The sequence below is a fragment of the Chryseolinea serpens genome (genome assembly GCF_900129725.1).
Lineage (GTDB): Bacteria > Bacteroidota > Bacteroidia > Cytophagales > Cyclobacteriaceae > Chryseolinea > Chryseolinea serpens.
Genome location: NZ_FQWQ01000005.1, coordinates 56,739 through 73,931 on the forward strand (window position 1 = coordinate 56,739; position 17,193 = coordinate 73,931).

Here is a 17,193-nt window from a genome sequence, read left to right on the forward strand (position 1 = left end):
TCATCCACACGACAACTTGAAATGAATCTCGATCTAAAAGGCAAACGGGCCATGGTGTGCGGCAGTACGCAGGGCATAGGAAAAGCAGCGGCTGTCGAACTGGCCTTGCTGGGGGCCAGCATCACGCTGGTGGCACGCAACGAAGAAGCCTTGAAAGAAGTGGCGGCCCAACTCCAAACCGGTGCAGGTCAGCAACATGACTATATCGTCGCCGATTTTTCTTTTCCCGACGACCTGAAAAAAAAGGCCGAAGCCTATGGCGCTAAAAACACGGTCCATATCCTGGTGAACAACACCGGCGGTCCTCCGGCAGGCGATGCGTTGCAAGCCGAACCCGACGATTTTGTGAAGGCCTTTTCAAGTCACCTGCTTTGCAATCACATTTTGGTAAAGATCGTCGTGCCCGGCATGAAACAAGCATCCTATGGCAGGATCATCAACGTGATCTCTACTTCCGTAAAAATTCCGATCCGCGGATTGGGCGTTTCCAACACCGTGCGCGGCGCCGTGGCCAACTGGTCTAAAACGTTGTCGGTGGAGCTGGCGCCCTTTGGCATCACCGTAAACAATGTGCTCCCCGGTGCGTCCATGACGTCACGTCTTGAATCGATCATCAGAACCAGGGCAGAGAAAACCGGAAAAACATACGAAGCCGTGAAACACGAGATGGCGGCCGAAGTGCCCGCCGGAAGAATTTCCGACCCCAGTGAAATTGCCAACGCCATTGCCTTCCTGGCCACGCCCGCAGCCGGCTACATCAATGGGATCAACGTGCCCGTCGACGGCGGCAGAACCGGAAGCCTATAAACCATGGAAAAGATCCTGAACTATATCGACGGCGCATTCGAAGCGCCTTGCAGCGACCAATACCTCGACAACTATGATCCCTCCATCGGGAAAGTCTACAGTCTCATCCCGGACTCCGACGAGCGCGATGTAAACAAAGCCGTTGACGCGGCCACCAGGGCGTTCCCTGCCTGGTCAACCCTCCCCGCGCAAGAGCGATCGAATATCCTGCAAAAATTAGCCGACCTCATCGACCGCGATCTCGACAAACTCGCCCTGGCCGAGAGCGTCGACAATGGCAAGCCCGTTAGCCTGGCCCGCAGGTTAGACATTCCCCGCGCGTCGGCAAACATCCGCTTCTTCGCCACCGCCATTTTGCACACGTCAACGGAGACACATATCACCGATGCAGAGGCGATCAACTACACCACCCATGCGCCGATCGGCGTGGCCGGTTGCATATCGCCCTGGAATCTTCCGTTGTATTTGTTCTCCTGGAAGATCGCTCCCGCGTTGGCCGCGGGCTGCACCGTGGTGGGTAAACCATCGGAGCTCACGCCGATGACTGCATTTTTATTTTCGAAATTATGTGTGGAGGCCGGTCTGCCAAAAGGTGTCCTCAACATTGTGCATGGCCTGGGTGCCAAGGCAGGACAAGCCATCGCAGAGCATCCCGGCGTGGCAGCCATCTCGTTCACCGGAGGCACCGTCACCGGAAAGAAAATAGCCGCCACGGCCGCGCCGATGTTTAAAAAACTGTCGCTGGAACTCGGCGGAAAAAATCCCAACATCATTTTTGCCGATTGTGATTTTGAAAATGCTGTCGCCACCTCCATCCAATCGTCCTTCGCCAACCAGGGAGAGATCTGTCTCTGTGGTTCGCGCATTTTTGTAGAGCGCCCGCTTTATGAAAAGTTTGTCGAAGCTTTCGTGAAAAAAACAAAGGCACTGGTTTTGGGTGATCCCCTGTTGAACGAAACCAACCTTGGCGCGCTGGTCTCGGCGGCACACAAACAAAAGGTGATGTCCTACATACAAACGGCAAAACAGGAGGGCGGAAAAATCCTGACCGGTGGCAACGCCGTGAACCCAACCGGCCGCTGCGCCGAAGGCTACTTCATCGAACCCACCATCATCACCGGCCTGAACGAACACTGTCGCACCAACCAGGAAGAGATCTTCGGCCCCGTGGTCACCATCATGCCCTTCGACACCGAGGCCGAGGCCATAGCCCTCGCCAACAGCACCCCCTATGGCCTCTCCGCCACCTTGTGGACCGAAAATCTAAAACGCGCCCACCGCGTATCCGCCGCCGTCAAAAGCGGCATCCTCTGGGTAAACTGCTGGCTCTTCCGCGACCTCCGCACCCCCTTCGGCGGCATGAAACAATCCGGCGTAGGCCGCGAAGGCGGCTGGCACGCCCTGAAGTTTTTCCTGGAAGTAAAAAACATCTGCATCAAACTATAAACAAGACCGGATTTCTGGCTACTGAATACTAACTACTAACTACTAACTACTAACTACTGAATACTAACTACTGGCTACTGAATACTGACTACCAACTCCTGGCTCCTGGATTCTGGCTCCTGGTTCCTAACTCCCAATCCCCATGCACTTCTTCGACATCCACAATATCTTCTTCAAAGTCCTAAACTACCCCCTAAGCTATCTCGAATTTTTCGGCGTACTCTCCGGCCTCATCGCCGTCTGGCTCTCGGCAAAAGCCAACATTCTCAGCTGGCCGGTCGGGATCGTCAACGTGTCCCTTTCTTTTTTCCTGTACTACCAGGTACAGCTCTACCCGGATATGTTTTTACAAATCTTCTTTTTTGTGACCAACATTTTAGGCTGGTGGCGATGGGCAAACCCTAGGCCGGGAGAAGAAGATAAGAAGCTGGAGTTGCGCGTCAGCTTCCTGGAAAGAAAACAATTCATCATCGTGTGCCTGATCGGTGTAACGGGCACAGTAGCCGTAGGCGCCACGGCCAGCCGGCTGCATGAGTGGTTGCCGATGATCTTTGCGTTGCCCAGTGCATTCCCATATGCGGATTCTTTCATCCTGGTCATGAGCATTGTGACGACCTTTTTTATGATCCAGAAAAAAGTGGAGTGCTGGATCATCTGGATCATCGTGGATGTGTTGGCCACCTATTTATATTTTGTGAAGGACATCATGTTCTACAGCATCATGTACGCCGTCTTCACCGTCATGGCCAGCTTTGGCTTGTGGAACTGGATCCGTGAGTATAAGTTGTGGAAACAAAGCGCAGTTTAGATGAAACGCGGCCTGGTCATCGGAAAATTTATGCCCCTGCATCATGGGCATATTGCCCTCATCAACTTTGCGGCTGTGCGGTGTGATGAGCTCATCGTTTCCATGAGCTATACGGATCAGGATGCGATCGATCCCGATCTTCGCCTGGGCTGGATCAAATCCATGTTCACCGATCCCAGGATCCGGATCGCCAAGATCAAAGACGACTTCGACAACGAATCGCTGGCCTTGGATGAGCGCACGGCCCTGTGGGCGCCCGTGATGAAACGAACGTATCCACCGATCGCCATCCTGTTCAGCTCCGAAGCGTATGGCGAACCTTTTGCGCGCCACCTGCAGGCGGAACACGTGGCCTTTGACCCGGATCGCACGATCGTGCCCGTGTCGGCAACGAAGATCAGAAACCAACCTTTTCAATATTGGGAACACATACCGGCTGTGGTGCGTCCGTATTTTGTAAAAAAAATATGCTTTTATGGAGCCGAGAGCACCGGCAAGTCGACGCTGGCCATGCGCATGGCCGAACACTACAACACAGAATTTGTCCCCGAAGTGGCGCGCGAACTGCTGATCACAAATGACTTCACGGTCGAAGATATCATCACCATCGGGCATGCCCATGCACAGCGTGTCGAAGATAAATTAAAAACGGCCAACAAACTTTTGTTCTGCGACACAGACGCCATCACCACACAGATCTATTCAAAATATTATCTGAACGTGGTGCCCGGCGTGTTGTATGAACTGGAAGCAAAAGTAAAATATGATTTGTATTTTCTCATGGACATCGATGTGCCCTGGATCGAAGACGGCTTGCGCGACCTGGGACACAAACGCCAGGAGATGACCGACATTTTCAAAAGCGCCCTGGAGCAACGCAACATTCCCTACACCACCGTGAGCGGCGATTTCCAACAGCGCGAAGCCATCGTGCGACACTCCATCGAGCGCCTCTTGAAAGATTAGGCGAGACGTTCCATCTTGAACTGCAACAATTTCTTTTCCGCGATAGACGAGGTGAGACACAACGCGCGTTCATAACTGGCCCTTGCAGCAGCAAGATCACCGACATCGACATACACATCGCCCAGGGCGGCATGATACAGGTAATGTTGCTGCAATCCCTCGATGGCCAGCAACGCTTTCAGCCCGGCTTCCGGCGACACATGATAGCGAATGGCAATGGCCCGGTTCAAAGAAATAACGGGGCTGTTCTTCATGTCCGACAAAATGGTGTACAACTCTTCGATGTCACCCCAATTCGTTTTCTCAAAGGAAGAAGCCCGTGCATGACATCCGGCGATGGCCGCCTCGATGTGGTAGTCGGTGATCTCATCACCCTCTGCTGCCTGCTCTAAAAAGTATTTACCCTTCTCGATCAACGGCCGGCTCCAGCGCGTGCGATCCTGATCCTTCAAGAGCACAATGCTTCCATCTTCACCCAACCGCGCCTCGGCCCGCGACGCCTGGAAACACATGAGCGCCAGCAGCGCATTGGCCTCCGGTGCGTTGGTCACCGGGTTGCCGATCAACAACAAACAAAGCCGCATGGCCTCCGAACAAAGGTCGTGACGGATGAGTTGGTCGGGGTGTGACGAGTTGTAGCCTTCATTAAATAAAAGATAAAGACAATGCAACACCGCATTCAACCGTCCCGGCAACTTCGCGGGGATCGGGGCCTCCAAACTGATCTTCTCCTCGCGAAGCTTTTCGCGTGCGCGATAGAGTCGCTTGGAAATGGTGTCCTCGTTGGTGAGAAAGCTGTTGGCAATTTCGGCAATGCTCAACCCGCAAAGTGTTTTCAAGGTGAGCGCCAACTGTGCTTCATAAGGAATCGAGGGATGGCAACACGCAAACATCATGCGAAGCTGGCTGTCTTCGATCTCGTTGTCGAGAAACAATTGCCTGACGGTGGGCGCCAGTGTCCACTCCGACTTTAATGCGTCGCTGATCTCGGAATGATGCTGGCTGTGCAGATGTTGCTGCCGCAGCGTGTCGATCGCCTTGCGCTTGGCAACAGTATAAAGCCATGCCGACGGATTCTCGGGAATGCCCTTGATCTTCCATACCGACATGGCCTTCAACAAGGTGTCCTGCACGATGTCTTCCGCCAATTCCATCGCTCCAAATCCCAGCAAACGAGTCAACACCGAGGCCATCTTTCCCGCTTCGTGGCGGAAAAGGTGGTCAACCAGTTCGTGGACCTGTCGTTCTGGGTTGGTGTGCATTGCATAAAGATAGCGCGCGGAGTTCAAAGGTTGAACCGTCCCCTTTCGCTAAAGCTTCAGCAGGCACAGGCGCAAGCATTTTCTTTGCTTGCCCGCCGAAGCTTTAGCGAAGGAGGGCGGTGAAAAATTTCTTCCTCTTCCTTACATATCAAACTTCATCACCGGCCGCACTTCCACAACACCTCCCAACACATAATCCGGACATTCCTTCGCCATCTCCACCGCTTCCTTCATGTCTTTCGCCAGCACTACAAAGTAGCCACCCACCACTTCCTTGCTCTCGGCAAATGGCCCATCCGTTACGGTCTTCTTCGGCCCCGTGATGAGTTTTCCTTCTGGCAGCAACGCCTCGCCGCTGGCATACCGCTTCTGATCCTGGAGTTTCTTCACCCACTCGAACCACTTACCCATGTGTGCCTGCTGAGCCTCGGGCGACATGTGACTAACATCGCCGCCAATAAAAATGAACATGTACTTTTCCATTGTCTTAAAAGGTTTGGTTGAACATAATTTACCCTATGACGGACCAAAATCCAGGACATGGACAGAAACTTTAAAAAAAATTGAAATAAAAAATCCTCTCCGGAAAGGGCAGGGATTTTTCGTGAAGCTCACACGGAGCACAGCGCAGACAGCGAGGGTTTGGATTGGGATGGAAGCCCAGATCCCCGAACATGGCGATCAAACCCAGATCGAGATGAGGAAACAGGAAAAGGTTGGTTTAAGGTACTTTAGGTCTTTTTACTTTTTTATTCTTAAGCGCCGGCTACTTTACAGCGTCACTATTCGGTTAAAACTATATTTTTGCGGCGTATAAAAGGCATGCACAGTACGCTCTACACGCTATCTTCACCACTTTTTCGGGCCGTTCAGGTCGCGACAAAAGCCAGCGATGTTTGCGCAAACACTTTAACTTATAATTCTGAATCAAAACAAAAACACAATGGGCACACCAAATAATCCACAAAAAAAACTCGCTTTATTGGTCCTGGCGGCCGGCATCGGAAGCCGCTATGGAGGCATCAAACAAATCGACGGCTTTGGGCCTCACGGCGAAACCATTATGGATTATTCCCTTTTTGATGCCGTCAGGGCTGGTTTCACCAAGGTTGTATTTATTGTCCGCGAGGAAATACTGGACGTCGTAAAGGAAAAATTCCTGCCCAAGCTCCAGGGAAAAGTGGAGGTCGAATTTGTGATCCAATCCCTCGACAAGATGGTGCCACCCCAATTTCAGAACCCTGAACGGGTGAAACCCTGGGGAACCGGCCATGCCATGCTGTGCGCGCGCGATGTGATCCGCGAACCCTTCGTGGCCATCAACGCCGACGATTTTTATGGCAAGGAATCCTTTGAGTCGATCGCCAATTTTTTTGCCGGCGAAACTTCCGGCGAACATGCCATGGTGGGCTACACCCTGAGCAAAGTGCTCTCCGAACACGGCAGCGTATCGCGCGGCTGTGGCGAACGCGATGCTAGCGGCTTCTTGAAAACCGTGGTGGAGCGCGTCACCATCGTAAAAGAAAACGGCAAGATCATCTCCAAAGAAAAAGAAGGCGACCGCGAACTCAGCCCCGACATCCCCACCTCCATGAACTTCTGGGGCTTTCAACCCAACATCTTCGACTTCACTCAAAAACTCTTCAACGAGTTCCTGAAAAACAACGAAGGCAACCTCAAATCAGAATTCTACATCCCCCTGGTCGTAAACGAAATGATCAAAGAAGGCATCGGAAAAGTCCGCGTCCTTCCCGGCAGCGACAACTGGTTCGGTGTTACTTATAAAGAAGACAAAGAAGAAGTATCCCAAAAACTCAAAGTCCAGGTAGCCTATGGCACCTACCCTGAAAAGCTCTGGTAAGACAAAGAGCCCCTGCTACTGAATAACCCCGGGCTTTAGCCCGGGGTATAAGCTCCCCATTAAGAAAGGGCTTTAGCCCTGACTGTCACTCGAGGCCACGTTGCTTCCTGTCATTTACATCTTGGAACATTACAGCCCGCTGAAAATTCACGCTAGATAATTCCCCAGGCGCCTCGTAATTTTGAAATGTGAAGATGACCGCGCACCACACCGCATTTGTAAAGACAACCGCAGCAGCGTTGGGCTTCTCGTTTTGTGGCATTTCGAAAGCAGAATTTCTGAAAGACGAAGCCCCACGCCTCGAAGAGTGGCTGAAGCGCGGCTACCAAGGCAAGATGGGCTATCTCGAAAATCATTTCGACAAACGACTCGACCCCACCTTGTTGGTGCCCGGAGCAAAGTCGGTCGTGAGCCTGATCTACAACTACGCACCTCAAAAACCACTGGAAGGCAAAAGCGACCTAAAGATCGCGCGCTATGCGTATGGCGAAGACTATCACACCGTGGTCAAGGACAAACTAAAGATCTTCCTCGATAAAATTCGGGAGGGGGTAGGAGAGGTTCACGGTCGCGCTTTTGTGGACTCGGCGCCGGTGATGGAACGCGCCTGGGCCAAGCGGAGTGGACTGGGATGGATCGGCAAGAACAGTCTTCTTCTGAACCGCAGCCACGGCAGCTTCTTTTTCCTGGCCGAGTTGATCATCGACCTGGAACTCGACCACGACGAAGGCATGAAAGACTACTGCGGCACCTGCACCGCCTGCATGGACGCCTGCCCCACCGACGCCATCAGCGAACCCTATGTTGTGGACGGAAGCAAATGCATTTCCTATTTCACCATCGAACTGAAGGAAGAGATCCCGGCCTCCGTGAAAGGAAAGTTCGACAACTGGATTTTCGGCTGCGACATTTGCCAGGAAGTTTGTCCCTGGAACAGCTTTGCCAAACCCCACCAGGAGCAACGCTTCAATCCCCCACCGGAATTGGAAAACATGACGCGTCAGGATTGGCGCGAGATCACAGAAGATGTTTTCAAAAAACTGTTCCCCAAGTCGGCCGTGCAACGCACAAAGCTGAAAGGCCTGCAGCGCAATATTCTATTTGTGGAAGATCAGGATGCACGTCCTGGCGATCGCGAAAGGGAATAAAAAAAGCCCTTCGATGTGAAGGGCTTTGAAAGTCAATTTTAGTTTGTGTCTAAGCAACCACGAAGCACCGATTGAGTATTTCTTCGTGTTCTGTCCCAAACCTGGTATAGCACCAGTTTTTGAGTTCGTTTACTTCTTCGCCGATCAAGAGGTTGATGGCTTTGCGAAGCTCTTTTTCAAAGAGAAGCGCGCTAAAACTCACTTTGGTGAGCACAGTTTTAACATAGTTCAGCATGGCAAAAATCTGAATAGTTTAAAAAATTTAGAATCCTAACGAGTGTTAATTTAAAAAATTGTTCAAAAATTCCAAAGTCGCCCACATTAAGTTTCCCGTTTCCATGGAAAAGGTGGGTTAATATTCGCTCGAAAGGGCCTTTTTTTAGCCGGAAATCGACGATTGCGGCTTAATTTTCGCATCGGTTTTTGCGTTTAACCTTAACTTTGACCCATATTGACTTTCTTGTAGAAACTATGCGGTGGATGCTTTTCATACGTCTTTCTCTCACCCTCCTTCTGGCCGGGTTCCTGTCGGGAACGGCCTTCGGTCAGGGCGTCCAGATCACCTTGGGCCCGGACGAGATCGGCGAGAACCAGACCTGGACCATCACCATCACCGCCCAGAACGATCGTCTGAAAAGCTACGACAACTTTCCCGAGATCGAAGGCTTCCGTAAGCGCGGCCAATCCACCCAGTCCACCACCAACATTGTGAACGGGCAGGTGTCGTCTTCGCAAAGTGTGATCATGACCTATGCGCCCACCAAACAGGGCACGTTCACCATTCCTTCGTTTACCATGAAAGTGAACGACAAACCCGTAAACGTTCCGGGCAAGAAGGTGCGCGTAGGACCGCCGTTGCAACAACAGCAACAAAATGATCCCTTCCGCAGCTTCTTCGACCGCCCCGGCGACGACTTCTTTGGCAGCGGCGACACGGAGTTTGTCGACATCAAAGAAGATGCCTTCCTGGCACTCACCACCAGCAAGGACGAGGTCTATGTGGGTGAGGGCTTCACCACGACGCTTTCATTTTTTGTGTCACAAGAAAACCGGGCACCCCTGCAATTCTACGATCCGGGTCGCCAACTGGTAGACATCCTGAAAAAGATCAAGCCCACCAATTGTTGGGAAGAAAACTTCAACATCGAAAACATCGAAGGCGAAAACGTGAAGATCAACGGGCGCGACTACATGCAATACAAAGTATACGAAGCCGTCTATTTTCCCCTCAATGCCGAGCCCATCAATTTCCCCAGCGTAGGATTGGAAATGATCAAATATAAGGTCGCCAAGAATCCTTCCTTTTTTGGTCAGAATCGAAAAGAAGATTTCAAAAAGTTTTTCACCAAACCCAAGCGCGTCAGCGTGAAGGAGCTGCCACCTCACCCGCTCAAAGACGAGGTGGCCGTGGGCGACTATCGTCTCGATGAACGCATCCGCCACACCGACCTGGAGACCGGACAGAGCGCTGGCTACAACTTCAATATCTATGGCGAGGGCAACATCTCGGCCATTCATAAACCCAAAACAAAGAGCGACGACAAGTTCGAATTCTACGAACCCAATGTGCGCCAGGACATCACGCGGCAAAACAACCGCATCACCGGCACCAAGTCGTTCAGTTATTTTATGATCCCGAAAGAACCCGGACAATTTAAACTGAAGGACTATTTTCAGTGGGTGTACTTCAACCCCAAGCTGAAAAAATACGACACCCTGAAATCGAAACTGATGGTGACCGTGGCCGGTGAAAGCAAGAAGAACGAAGCCATCCAGTCCAGCGACATGGGAAATTTTTATAACAAGATCGAGACCGCCGACAACACCCTGAACACCATGGCCGACACGCGATGGCAGAAGTGGGCCTTCAACTTTTTTATTTTGGCGATGTTAGGCGCATCCGCCTATCTTGTGTTCAAAAAGCCAGCCGTCTAAAATTCAGTCCCGAGAAAATCAGCATGAGCAACGTATACGGAACCCTTTTTAAAATATCAACCTTTGGCGAATCGCATGGCCCGGCCATCGGCGTGGTCATCGACGGATGTCCGCCCGGATTGGCGATCGACGAAGCCTTCATTCAATCGGAACTGGATCGCCGCAAGCCCGGCCAAAGCAAGATCACCACACAACGCAAGGAGGACGATGTCTTCAAGATCCTCTCCGGCGTGTTCGAGGGAAAATCTACAGGCACACCCATCGCCCTGGTGATCGAAAACCAGGACCAACGCAGCAAGGACTACAGCCACATTGCCGAAACGTTCCGACCATCCCATGCCGACTATACCTACGAAGCCAAATACGGCGTGCGGGACTATCGCGGCGGCGGCCGGAGTTCGGCCCGCGAAACAGCGGCGCGTGTGGCAGCCGGCGCCATCGCCAAGTTGTTGCTGAGAAAACATAATGTAGAGATCAACGCCTTTGTATCTCAAGTGGGCGATCTCGCCGCACCACACTATACCACGCTCGATCTGTCGAAGACCGAAGACAACATCGTGCGCTGCCCCGACCCGTCCACCGCCGAAAGCATGATCGCGCTCATCGACCAGGTGCGGCTCGACCGCGACACCATCGGAGGCGTCGTCACGTGCGTCATCAAAAATACACCCGTCGGGTTGGGCGAGCCGGTGTTCGACAAGCTGCATGCAGAGTTGGGCAAGGCGATGCTGGGCATCAACGCCGTGAAAGGATTCGAATACGGCAGCGGCTTTGAAGGCGTGAAACTGAGAGGCTCGCAACACAACGACGAATTTTATAACGACGGGGGACGCATTCGCACAAAAACGAATTTCTCCGGCGGCATTCAAGGCGGCATCAGCAACGGGGAGGATATTTATTTCAACGTGGCTTTCAAACCCGTCGCCACCATCATGCAGGATCAATCGACCGTGGACAAACACGGCAATGAAACCACCGTGAGTGGCAAAGGAAGACACGACCCTTGCGTTGTGCCGCGCGCCGTCCCCATCGTGGAGGCGATGGCGGCGTTGGTCCTGGCCGATTTTCTTTTGCGCGACAAGACCACAAAATAAACACATCTTTCAATCGATCGTCAATAGGCCTCGGCAATATCGAGGTAGAATCCGCTTTGACCCTTATTGCCAAAGCCCTGGTCGACGCGAACATTAAGACGATCCTTTCGGTTGATCATAATGCGCAAGCCAACACCCGCATTGAACTTGAACGAATGATCAAAAAATGTATACCACTTCTCAGGCGTTAACGCGCCGCCCAGCCATACCGTGAAACCCAACCGCTTCCATACGTTGGTGCGATATTCTCCCTGGAAAGCGTAGAGATTGGGATACCGATAAAAGCCGGTATAGTAACCGCGCATGGTATAAGAGCCACCAATATCGGCCAGGTCTTTGAACGGCACGTCGCCCGTGTTCACATTGGCCAGGAATTGAAAGGCCAGGGCGTCGATAGGACTAATCCAATGTACAGGGAAATATTTCCTGACGTCGAGCTTGAAGGACTGGAGACCGTAACTGTTCCCACTCCACGAGGGATAGAGGTAATACAGTACTTCCAGGAAAAAACCCTTCCGGGGATATACAAAATTGTCGCGCGTTTCGATGGCAAACGCGGGAGCAAACCCCCAGAGCCAATACCCTTCGTAGCCCAACGGCTTGTCTTCCACAAAGTGCCCCGTTGTTCCACCATCCACGTGGGCAATGTGATTGAACCGTGTGGCCGCGCCAATGAAGTAGTGGCGTTTCAGTTTTTTGTACAGCCGCACATCGGCCGCGATGCGATTGTATTGGATGGTGTCCTTTTTCGATAATGGATCTTCTGTAGCGATGCCGTAGTAGTATTCGGGAAAAAAGATGTAGTTGAACTTACCATAGAAAACGAATTTATTTTCCGGCATATAAATCCGCGTGGACGTGCCCCAATCGTATTGATGATTGACGGTGTATATAAAATATGTTTGCGCGTACGAGCTTTTCGTGAGCGTATCCGGATGCTTTGTCGTTTCGAAGTTTGCGGCTACCAGGGCGCCAAAGCCGAGACGCGTTTCGGGCGAATAGTAGATAACAGGGAGGGGCGACACGCGAAATCTTTTTGGTTTGGCCGTCGAATCATTCTGACCCTGGACAACAAAAGGATGCAGTGCCAGGCTGCACAGCAGGAATAGGTTTAGGGGGCGCATCGTAACGAATATACAAGCTTCCGGGCAGAGTGTCGGCTTCCCGGAATGCTGCGATCAAAAAGTATCAGGGAATGATCGATTTTTACGCCACGACCTGATGGCCGATAGATCGCGCCCCTGCGTTCACAAGCTGAAAGTGGACAATGTGCCCGACAGTTTTTCGGTCGGGCGCGACGGGATACCTCAGACTACAGGCTTTTCCGTTATATTGCCCCCCAATTTGAAAAACTTGTAACCATTGGCTATGGCTGACATCAATCCCCCCAAGAAAAACAGGCTCGCTTCCTTCATCGTTCTCGCCATGGTGGTGGGTATAGCACTGGGATTTACCCTCAATAAAATTTATATCGAGGTGGAAAATGCCAAGCTCCAGGAGATCGGGCTCAAGCTGGAGGCCACCCAGCACGCCCTACACGCCGCCGACAGCAATGCCATTCCCCGGTTGACCGCCGAAAAAGAATCTCTCACCAAGGCCCGCAGCGAAGTGACGCAGGCGCGCGATAAAAAAATAGAACCCTTCTCCCTGCTTCCTGATATTTTCCTCCGGTTGATCAAAATGATCGTCGCACCCCTGGTACTTTGCACCTTGATCGTGGGTGTGGCCAAGCTGGGTGACATCACGTCGGTGGGAAGAATTGGAGGAAAAACTTTACTGTGGTTTATAAGTGCATCGTTGTTGAGCTTGTTGCTCGGTTTACTCCTGGTGAACATTTTCGAACCGGGGATAGCCATGAAGTTGCCGTTACCCGACACCGACGAAACGGTGATCACCCGCAACGGATTCACCCTGCGCGATTTCTTGTATCACACGTTTCCCAGCTCGGTGATCGATGCCATGGCAAAAAATGAGATTCTCCAGATCGTTGTGTTCGCCGTGTTCTTTGGTATCGCCACCGCCGCCGTCGGCGAACAGGGCAAGGTCGTCATCACGTTCTTCGATGCGGCCGGACATGTTATTCTGAAAGTCACCAACTACGTCATGAACTTCGCACCCCTGGCCGTGTTCGGGGCCATGACGGCCGTGATCGCCAAGCAGGGCCTGGGTGTCTTGAAGACGTATTCCATTTTCATGAGTGAATTTTATTTCGGGCTCGCGTTGCTCTGGACGCTCCTGATCCTGGCCGGTTTGCTCATCATCGGCAAGCGGGTGCTCCGCCTCGTGAAGCGGATCAAAGAACCCGTGCTGTTGGCCTTCAGCACATCCAGCAGCGAGGCGGCATTTCCCAAGACCATGGAAGAGCTGGAAAAATTTGGCTGCAAGAGCAAGATCGTGAGCTTTGTACTCCCCCTAGGATATTCCTTCAACCTCGATGGCAGCATGATGTACATGACCTTTGCGTCGCTGTTCATCGCCCAGTCCTATGGCATCCACCTTCCCCTGGGCACACAGCTGAGCATGCTGCTGGTGCTGATGGTGACCAGCAAAGGCATTGCCGGCGTGCCACGGGCCTCCCTGGTGGTCATTGCAGGAACCCTGGCCACCTTCGATATCCCCGAGGCCGGTCTGGCCCTGTTGCTCGGCATCGACCCCTTGCTCGACATGGGCCGGAGCGCCACAAACGTGATCGGTAACAGCATTGCCACGGCCGTGGTCAGCAAATGGGAAAATGCCTTGGAAAACGAGGAGCCGGACCCCGCTTAGTGGCACTTTACCCGTTTCCGGGTGAACTTAAAATGCTTAATTTTGTTGGACTAATAAATCCGAAAATATGCTGCAGGCTGTCCCCAAAAACGTCCATATCTACCTGGAATCGAATCCCAACCCCAATTCCCTGAAATTTGTGGTCAACGAGATGCTCGTTCCCGAGGGTATGAGTTTCGATTTTCCCGACGCGGAAACGGCCTCCATTTCACCGCTGGCGATCGAGCTTTTTAGCTACCCGTTCGTGGGCCGCGTATTTTTCGCTAGCAATTTCGTGACCGTCACCAAAACGGAAGATGTGGAATGGCTGGAGATCCAAAGCACGATCAAGGAACACATCAAAAAATTCCTCGAAGACGGCAAGTTCATCCTCGACGTGAGCGAGGCCGACACGGCCGTGGAAGAAGAAGAAACCGATACGATCCGGAAGATAAAGACCATCCTGGAAGAATACATCCGCCCGGCCGTGGAGCAAGACGGCGGCGCCATTACCTACCATTCCTTCAAAGACGGCATCGTGAAAGTGAAACTGCAAGGCTCTTGCAGTGGATGCCCTTCGTCGATGATTACGTTGAAGGCGGGCATCGAAAACCTGTTCACCCGCATGATGCCCGGCGAAATTCAAGCCGTGGAGGCATTGGCATAAACATAGAAAGAAAAATATTTTTATAACAGAACCCGGCACGTCCGGGTTTTTCGTTTGTGGAGCAGGTATGATAACTTAGGCGCTCAACGGGTCGCGATGATTTGGCAAAAACGTTTATTTTTTAGCGCAATATTCTGCATCGGCATGCTAACCGTTGCGCCTGCCCAGGAAAAACCGGAGAAGGACAAAACAAAGAAAGACACCACCCGCAACATCATCGACGCCGTAAAAGACAACCGGCTGTCGAAAGAGATCCTCAAGAGCGTTACGCGCAAACCCCTGCAAGACGACCCGATCAACACCCGGGCCGAAGACCCCTTTCTGCCTTACGAAGGAAAGATCATCCGCAAGATCCGGGTAAACCACATCGGGTTCGACAAGACCATCACCGACACGACGCGTACCATCAAGAATTTCGCGGCCAAGGCGGCCAATGCCCTCCACAAAAATTCAAAGGAGTGGATGATCCGTCAGCACCTCTTCTTCTATGAAAAAAAGCCCCTCAATCCCTACAAGCTCGCCGACAACGAACGCTTTCTCCGCGACCAGGATTTTATGCTGGAGGCCCGCATCCAGGTGGTGCCCATCACCGGCTCCGAAGATTCGGTGGACGTGCTGGTGGTGACGCGCGACGTTTTCAGCATCGGTGGAAGCTTCAGCCCCCGTGGTGCCAACAAGTTCAGCTTCCACATATACGACGTCAATGTATTTGGCGCAGGCCAACGTACGCAGTTCGACGGCCTCTACGATTACCCGCGCTATCCGCGTTTTGGCTATAGCCTCTACTATCGCAAAAGCAGCGTGGCTGGAAGTCTCGTCAACGCCACGGTTGGGTACACGCAGCTCAACAGCGGAAGCAGCTATGGCGAGGCCGAGGAAAACGCCTGGTATTTACGACTCGACCGGCCACTGGTCTCACCCTATTCGCGTATGGCCGGCGGGTTGGAGTTTAGTAAAAACTGGTCACAGAATTTTTATTCGACCCCTGACTCAACTTTTTTAGGATATCGATACAACATTTCCGATGTCTGGCTTGGTTATAATGTCGGCGCAAAACGAAACACAGGCGACCGGAGCCGTCATTTTGTGAGCGCGCGTTTTTTTAACCAGCGGTTTATCGAAAAACCGAGACAGGAATACGAGATCACGAATCCCATTTACAACGACCGCCGATATTTTCTGGCCTCGTTCACGTTCTTCCGGCAGGACTTTTATAAAACACGCTATATATACGGCTTTGGCCGTACGGAAGACGTGCCCTATGGACACACCATGTCCTTTCTCGCCGGTTGGGAAAGTTTGTTGGGACTCAGCCGACCCTACGTGGGCTTTGACCTTGACAAATCATTTTTTCATAGGGGAGGAAATTTTTACACCACCTCACTGCGGGTGGGAGCGTATCGGTATAAGGGGCGATTTGAGGATGCCACGATCCTGGTTTCGGGACAATTATTCTCCAAGCTCAAATATCACAAGCGGTTTATGATCCGCCACGAAACCGACATTGACTTCACCTACGTTTTCAACCAGCGCACCAATATTTTGCTGGACATCAACGGCACCTTCGGACTGGAAGGCTTCCGGGCCGACAGTGTCTTGGGCACCAAGCGGCTCCACGGGCGCTACCAGATGGTGCTCTACACGCCCTGGAAATTGTTGGGCTTCCGGTTTGCACCCATCGTGTTTGTCGATGTGGCGGAGATCAATCCCAAGGATAAATTCATATTTTACGACAAGCCTTATTTTGGCTTAGGTACAGGCGTGCGGACACGGAATGAAAACCTGGTGTTCGGAACGATAGAACTCAAAATGTTCTACTATCCGCGCACCGTTCAGGATATGAGCTCGTTCAAGATCAGCGTGACCAGCAACCTCCGCATCAAGTATAGCGGTAGCTTTGTGCGGGCGCCATCCCTGATCACGTATAATTAGTTTGCTCGTCTAACGATCAATGCTGTTCTCCTTCTTCGTGCTTTTCGAAAACAATGGGAAGGCCTTTGATCCAGGCGTTGATGGCTTCGCGATCGGAGGCTGTAACCGTAGCTTCTTTGTGGATCCATAGATAAGAATCCAGCGGCATCCAGCCTTCGTTGATGGCTTCCGACAATTCCTCCATTTTGTGGTTTGCTTTTTTCTCCGGGTAAGTTTTGAAGACCGAGAAATCCAGGTGACGCTTGCCATCCTTCACGTGGTTGGCGATCCACCAGGCCACCGGCTGAATGTTGTAGTACCAAGGGTAGATGGTGTTGTTGCTATGGCAGTCGTAGCATTTTTTGATGAGGATCTGGTGAACGTTTTGAGGGAGCTCATATTTTTTTGAGATATCGTCGGCGGTGATGATCTCGGTGGAAATATTCTTGGAGGGACGGAAGAGTTGGATGACGACAAGCAAGGCCAGAAAACCCAGTACAATTTTTTTGAGAAGACTCATAGGGTCGCAGAGTTGGATTGGTT

16 protein-coding genes are annotated in these 17,193 nt (G+C 52.0%); 11 read left to right on the top strand and 5 right to left on the bottom strand.

What is annotated here, in order from left to right:
- Positions 1-21 precede the first annotated feature (21 nt).
- The 4 genes from BUB30_RS28165 to BUB30_RS28180 all read left to right on the top strand — a co-directional run bounded on the left by BUB30_RS28165 (position 22) and on the right by BUB30_RS28180 (position 4,027).
- On the top strand, positions 22-807 hold the full coding sequence (locus BUB30_RS28165) for an SDR family oxidoreductase (RefSeq protein WP_073141385.1): 786 nt from the start codon (positions 22-24) through the stop codon (positions 805-807).
- 3 nt (positions 808-810) lie between these two features.
- Positions 811-2,253 carry an aldehyde dehydrogenase gene (locus BUB30_RS28170; protein WP_073141387.1) on the top strand — a complete coding sequence of 481 codons (1,443 nt, stop codon included), beginning with the start codon at positions 811-813 and terminating at the stop codon, positions 2,251-2,253.
- Positions 2,254-2,395: 142 nt separating this feature from the next.
- Positions 2,396-3,061, top strand: coding sequence for a nicotinamide riboside transporter PnuC (gene pnuC, locus BUB30_RS28175; protein ID WP_073141389.1), 666 nt, complete (start codon positions 2,396-2,398; stop codon positions 3,059-3,061).
- Positions 3,062-4,027 (top strand): AAA family ATPase, encoded by a 966-nt coding sequence (locus BUB30_RS28180; RefSeq protein ID WP_073141391.1) that lies wholly within the window; start codon positions 3,062-3,064, stop codon positions 4,025-4,027.
- On the opposite strand, the gene BUB30_RS28185 is transcribed toward BUB30_RS28180, so the two are convergent.
- Entirely contained in the window at positions 4,024-5,289 is a 1,266-nt protein-coding gene (locus tag BUB30_RS28185) for an RNA polymerase sigma factor (protein ID WP_073141393.1), read from the bottom strand. The two genes, BUB30_RS28180 and BUB30_RS28185, sit on opposite strands and share 4 nt — an antisense overlap.
- A 141-nt stretch (positions 5,290-5,430) precedes the next feature.
- Positions 5,431-5,772, bottom strand: a complete 342-nt coding sequence (locus tag BUB30_RS28190) for a YciI family protein (RefSeq protein ID WP_073141396.1) — start codon at positions 5,770-5,772, stop codon at positions 5,431-5,433.
- Between the two features lie 460 nt (positions 5,773-6,232).
- Between BUB30_RS28190 and BUB30_RS28200 the strand changes: the two genes are divergently transcribed.
- Complete coding sequence (locus BUB30_RS28200; RefSeq protein WP_073141400.1) at positions 6,233-7,150, top strand: nucleotidyltransferase family protein; 918 nt, start codon at positions 6,233-6,235, stop codon at positions 7,148-7,150.
- A 194-nt stretch (positions 7,151-7,344) separates the two neighbouring features.
- Complete coding sequence (gene queG / locus BUB30_RS28205; RefSeq protein WP_073141402.1) at positions 7,345-8,298, top strand: tRNA epoxyqueuosine(34) reductase QueG; 954 nt, start codon at positions 7,345-7,347, stop codon at positions 8,296-8,298.
- A gap of 49 nt (positions 8,299-8,347) precedes the next feature.
- Here the strand turns inward: queG and BUB30_RS28210 are convergent, their stop codons facing one another.
- A complete protein-coding gene (locus BUB30_RS28210) occupies positions 8,348-8,533 on the bottom strand; it encodes a hypothetical protein (protein ID WP_073141404.1) in 186 nt (61 codons plus the stop codon).
- A 245-nt stretch (positions 8,534-8,778) separates the two neighbouring features.
- Here BUB30_RS28210 and BUB30_RS28215 point away from each other — a divergent pair, with 245 nt between their 5' ends.
- Positions 8,779-10,233: a BatD family protein gene (locus tag BUB30_RS28215; RefSeq protein ID WP_073142434.1), complete on the top strand. Its 1,455-nt coding sequence runs from the start codon at positions 8,779-8,781 to the stop codon at positions 10,231-10,233.
- A gap of 23 nt (positions 10,234-10,256) precedes the next feature.
- Positions 10,257-11,327, top strand: a complete 1,071-nt coding sequence (aroC, locus tag BUB30_RS28220) for a chorismate synthase (protein ID WP_073141406.1) — start codon at positions 10,257-10,259, stop codon at positions 11,325-11,327.
- Between the two features lie 20 nt (positions 11,328-11,347).
- On the opposite strand, the gene BUB30_RS28225 is transcribed toward aroC, so the two are convergent.
- Positions 11,348-12,451, bottom strand: a complete 1,104-nt coding sequence (locus BUB30_RS28225) for a BamA/TamA family outer membrane protein (protein WP_073141408.1) — start codon at positions 12,449-12,451, stop codon at positions 11,348-11,350.
- 244 nt (positions 12,452-12,695) lie between these two features.
- Between BUB30_RS28225 and BUB30_RS28230 the strand changes: the two genes are divergently transcribed.
- The 3 genes from BUB30_RS28230 (at position 12,696) to BUB30_RS28240 (ending at position 16,671) form a co-directional block, all read left to right on the top strand.
- The gene (locus BUB30_RS28230) at positions 12,696-14,093 is read left to right on the top strand and encodes a dicarboxylate/amino acid:cation symporter (protein ID WP_073141410.1); all 1,398 of its coding nucleotides are present in this window, start codon (positions 12,696-12,698) and stop codon (positions 14,091-14,093) included.
- A 67-nt stretch (positions 14,094-14,160) separates the two neighbouring features.
- Positions 14,161-14,739, top strand: a complete 579-nt coding sequence (locus BUB30_RS28235; protein ID WP_073141412.1) for a NifU family protein — start codon at positions 14,161-14,163, stop codon at positions 14,737-14,739.
- A gap of 144 nt (positions 14,740-14,883) precedes the next feature.
- On the top strand, positions 14,884-16,671 hold the full coding sequence (locus tag BUB30_RS28240) for a BamA/TamA family outer membrane protein (RefSeq protein WP_073141414.1): 1,788 nt from the start codon (positions 14,884-14,886) through the stop codon (positions 16,669-16,671).
- Positions 16,672-16,687: 16 nt separating this feature from the next.
- Here the strand turns inward: BUB30_RS28240 and BUB30_RS28245 are convergent, their stop codons facing one another.
- On the bottom strand, positions 16,688-17,170 hold the full coding sequence (locus tag BUB30_RS28245) for a heme-binding domain-containing protein (RefSeq protein ID WP_073141415.1): 483 nt from the start codon (positions 17,168-17,170) through the stop codon (positions 16,688-16,690).
- Positions 17,171-17,193 lie beyond the last annotated feature (23 nt).

Coding starts and splice junctions, on each gene's coding strand:
- BUB30_RS28165 (WP_073141385.1), top strand. CDS start 22: ATGAATCTCGATCTAAAAGGCAAACGGGCCATGGTGTGCGGCAGTACG.
- BUB30_RS28170 (WP_073141387.1), top strand. CDS start 811: ATGGAAAAGATCCTGAACTATATCGACGGCGCATTCGAAGCGCCTTGC.
- pnuC (WP_073141389.1), top strand. CDS start 2,396: ATGCACTTCTTCGACATCCACAATATCTTCTTCAAAGTCCTAAACTAC.
- BUB30_RS28180 (WP_073141391.1), top strand. CDS start 3,062: ATGAAACGCGGCCTGGTCATCGGAAAATTTATGCCCCTGCATCATGGG.
- BUB30_RS28185 (WP_073141393.1), bottom strand. CDS start 5,289: ATGCACACCAACCCAGAACGACAGGTCCACGAACTGGTTGACCACCTT.
- BUB30_RS28190 (WP_073141396.1), bottom strand. CDS start 5,772: ATGGAAAAGTACATGTTCATTTTTATTGGCGGCGATGTTAGTCACATG.
- BUB30_RS28200 (WP_073141400.1), top strand. CDS start 6,233: ATGGGCACACCAAATAATCCACAAAAAAAACTCGCTTTATTGGTCCTG.
- queG (WP_073141402.1), top strand. CDS start 7,345: ATGACCGCGCACCACACCGCATTTGTAAAGACAACCGCAGCAGCGTTG.
- BUB30_RS28210 (WP_073141404.1), bottom strand. CDS start 8,533: ATGCTGAACTATGTTAAAACTGTGCTCACCAAAGTGAGTTTTAGCGCG.
- BUB30_RS28215 (WP_073142434.1), top strand. CDS start 8,779: ATGCTTTTCATACGTCTTTCTCTCACCCTCCTTCTGGCCGGGTTCCTG.
- aroC (WP_073141406.1), top strand. CDS start 10,257: ATGAGCAACGTATACGGAACCCTTTTTAAAATATCAACCTTTGGCGAA.
- BUB30_RS28225 (WP_073141408.1), bottom strand. CDS start 12,451: ATGCGCCCCCTAAACCTATTCCTGCTGTGCAGCCTGGCACTGCATCCT.
- BUB30_RS28230 (WP_073141410.1), top strand. CDS start 12,696: ATGGCTGACATCAATCCCCCCAAGAAAAACAGGCTCGCTTCCTTCATC.
- BUB30_RS28235 (WP_073141412.1), top strand. CDS start 14,161: ATGCTGCAGGCTGTCCCCAAAAACGTCCATATCTACCTGGAATCGAAT.
- BUB30_RS28240 (WP_073141414.1), top strand. CDS start 14,884: ATGCTAACCGTTGCGCCTGCCCAGGAAAAACCGGAGAAGGACAAAACA.
- BUB30_RS28245 (WP_073141415.1), bottom strand. CDS start 17,170: ATGAGTCTTCTCAAAAAAATTGTACTGGGTTTTCTGGCCTTGCTTGTC.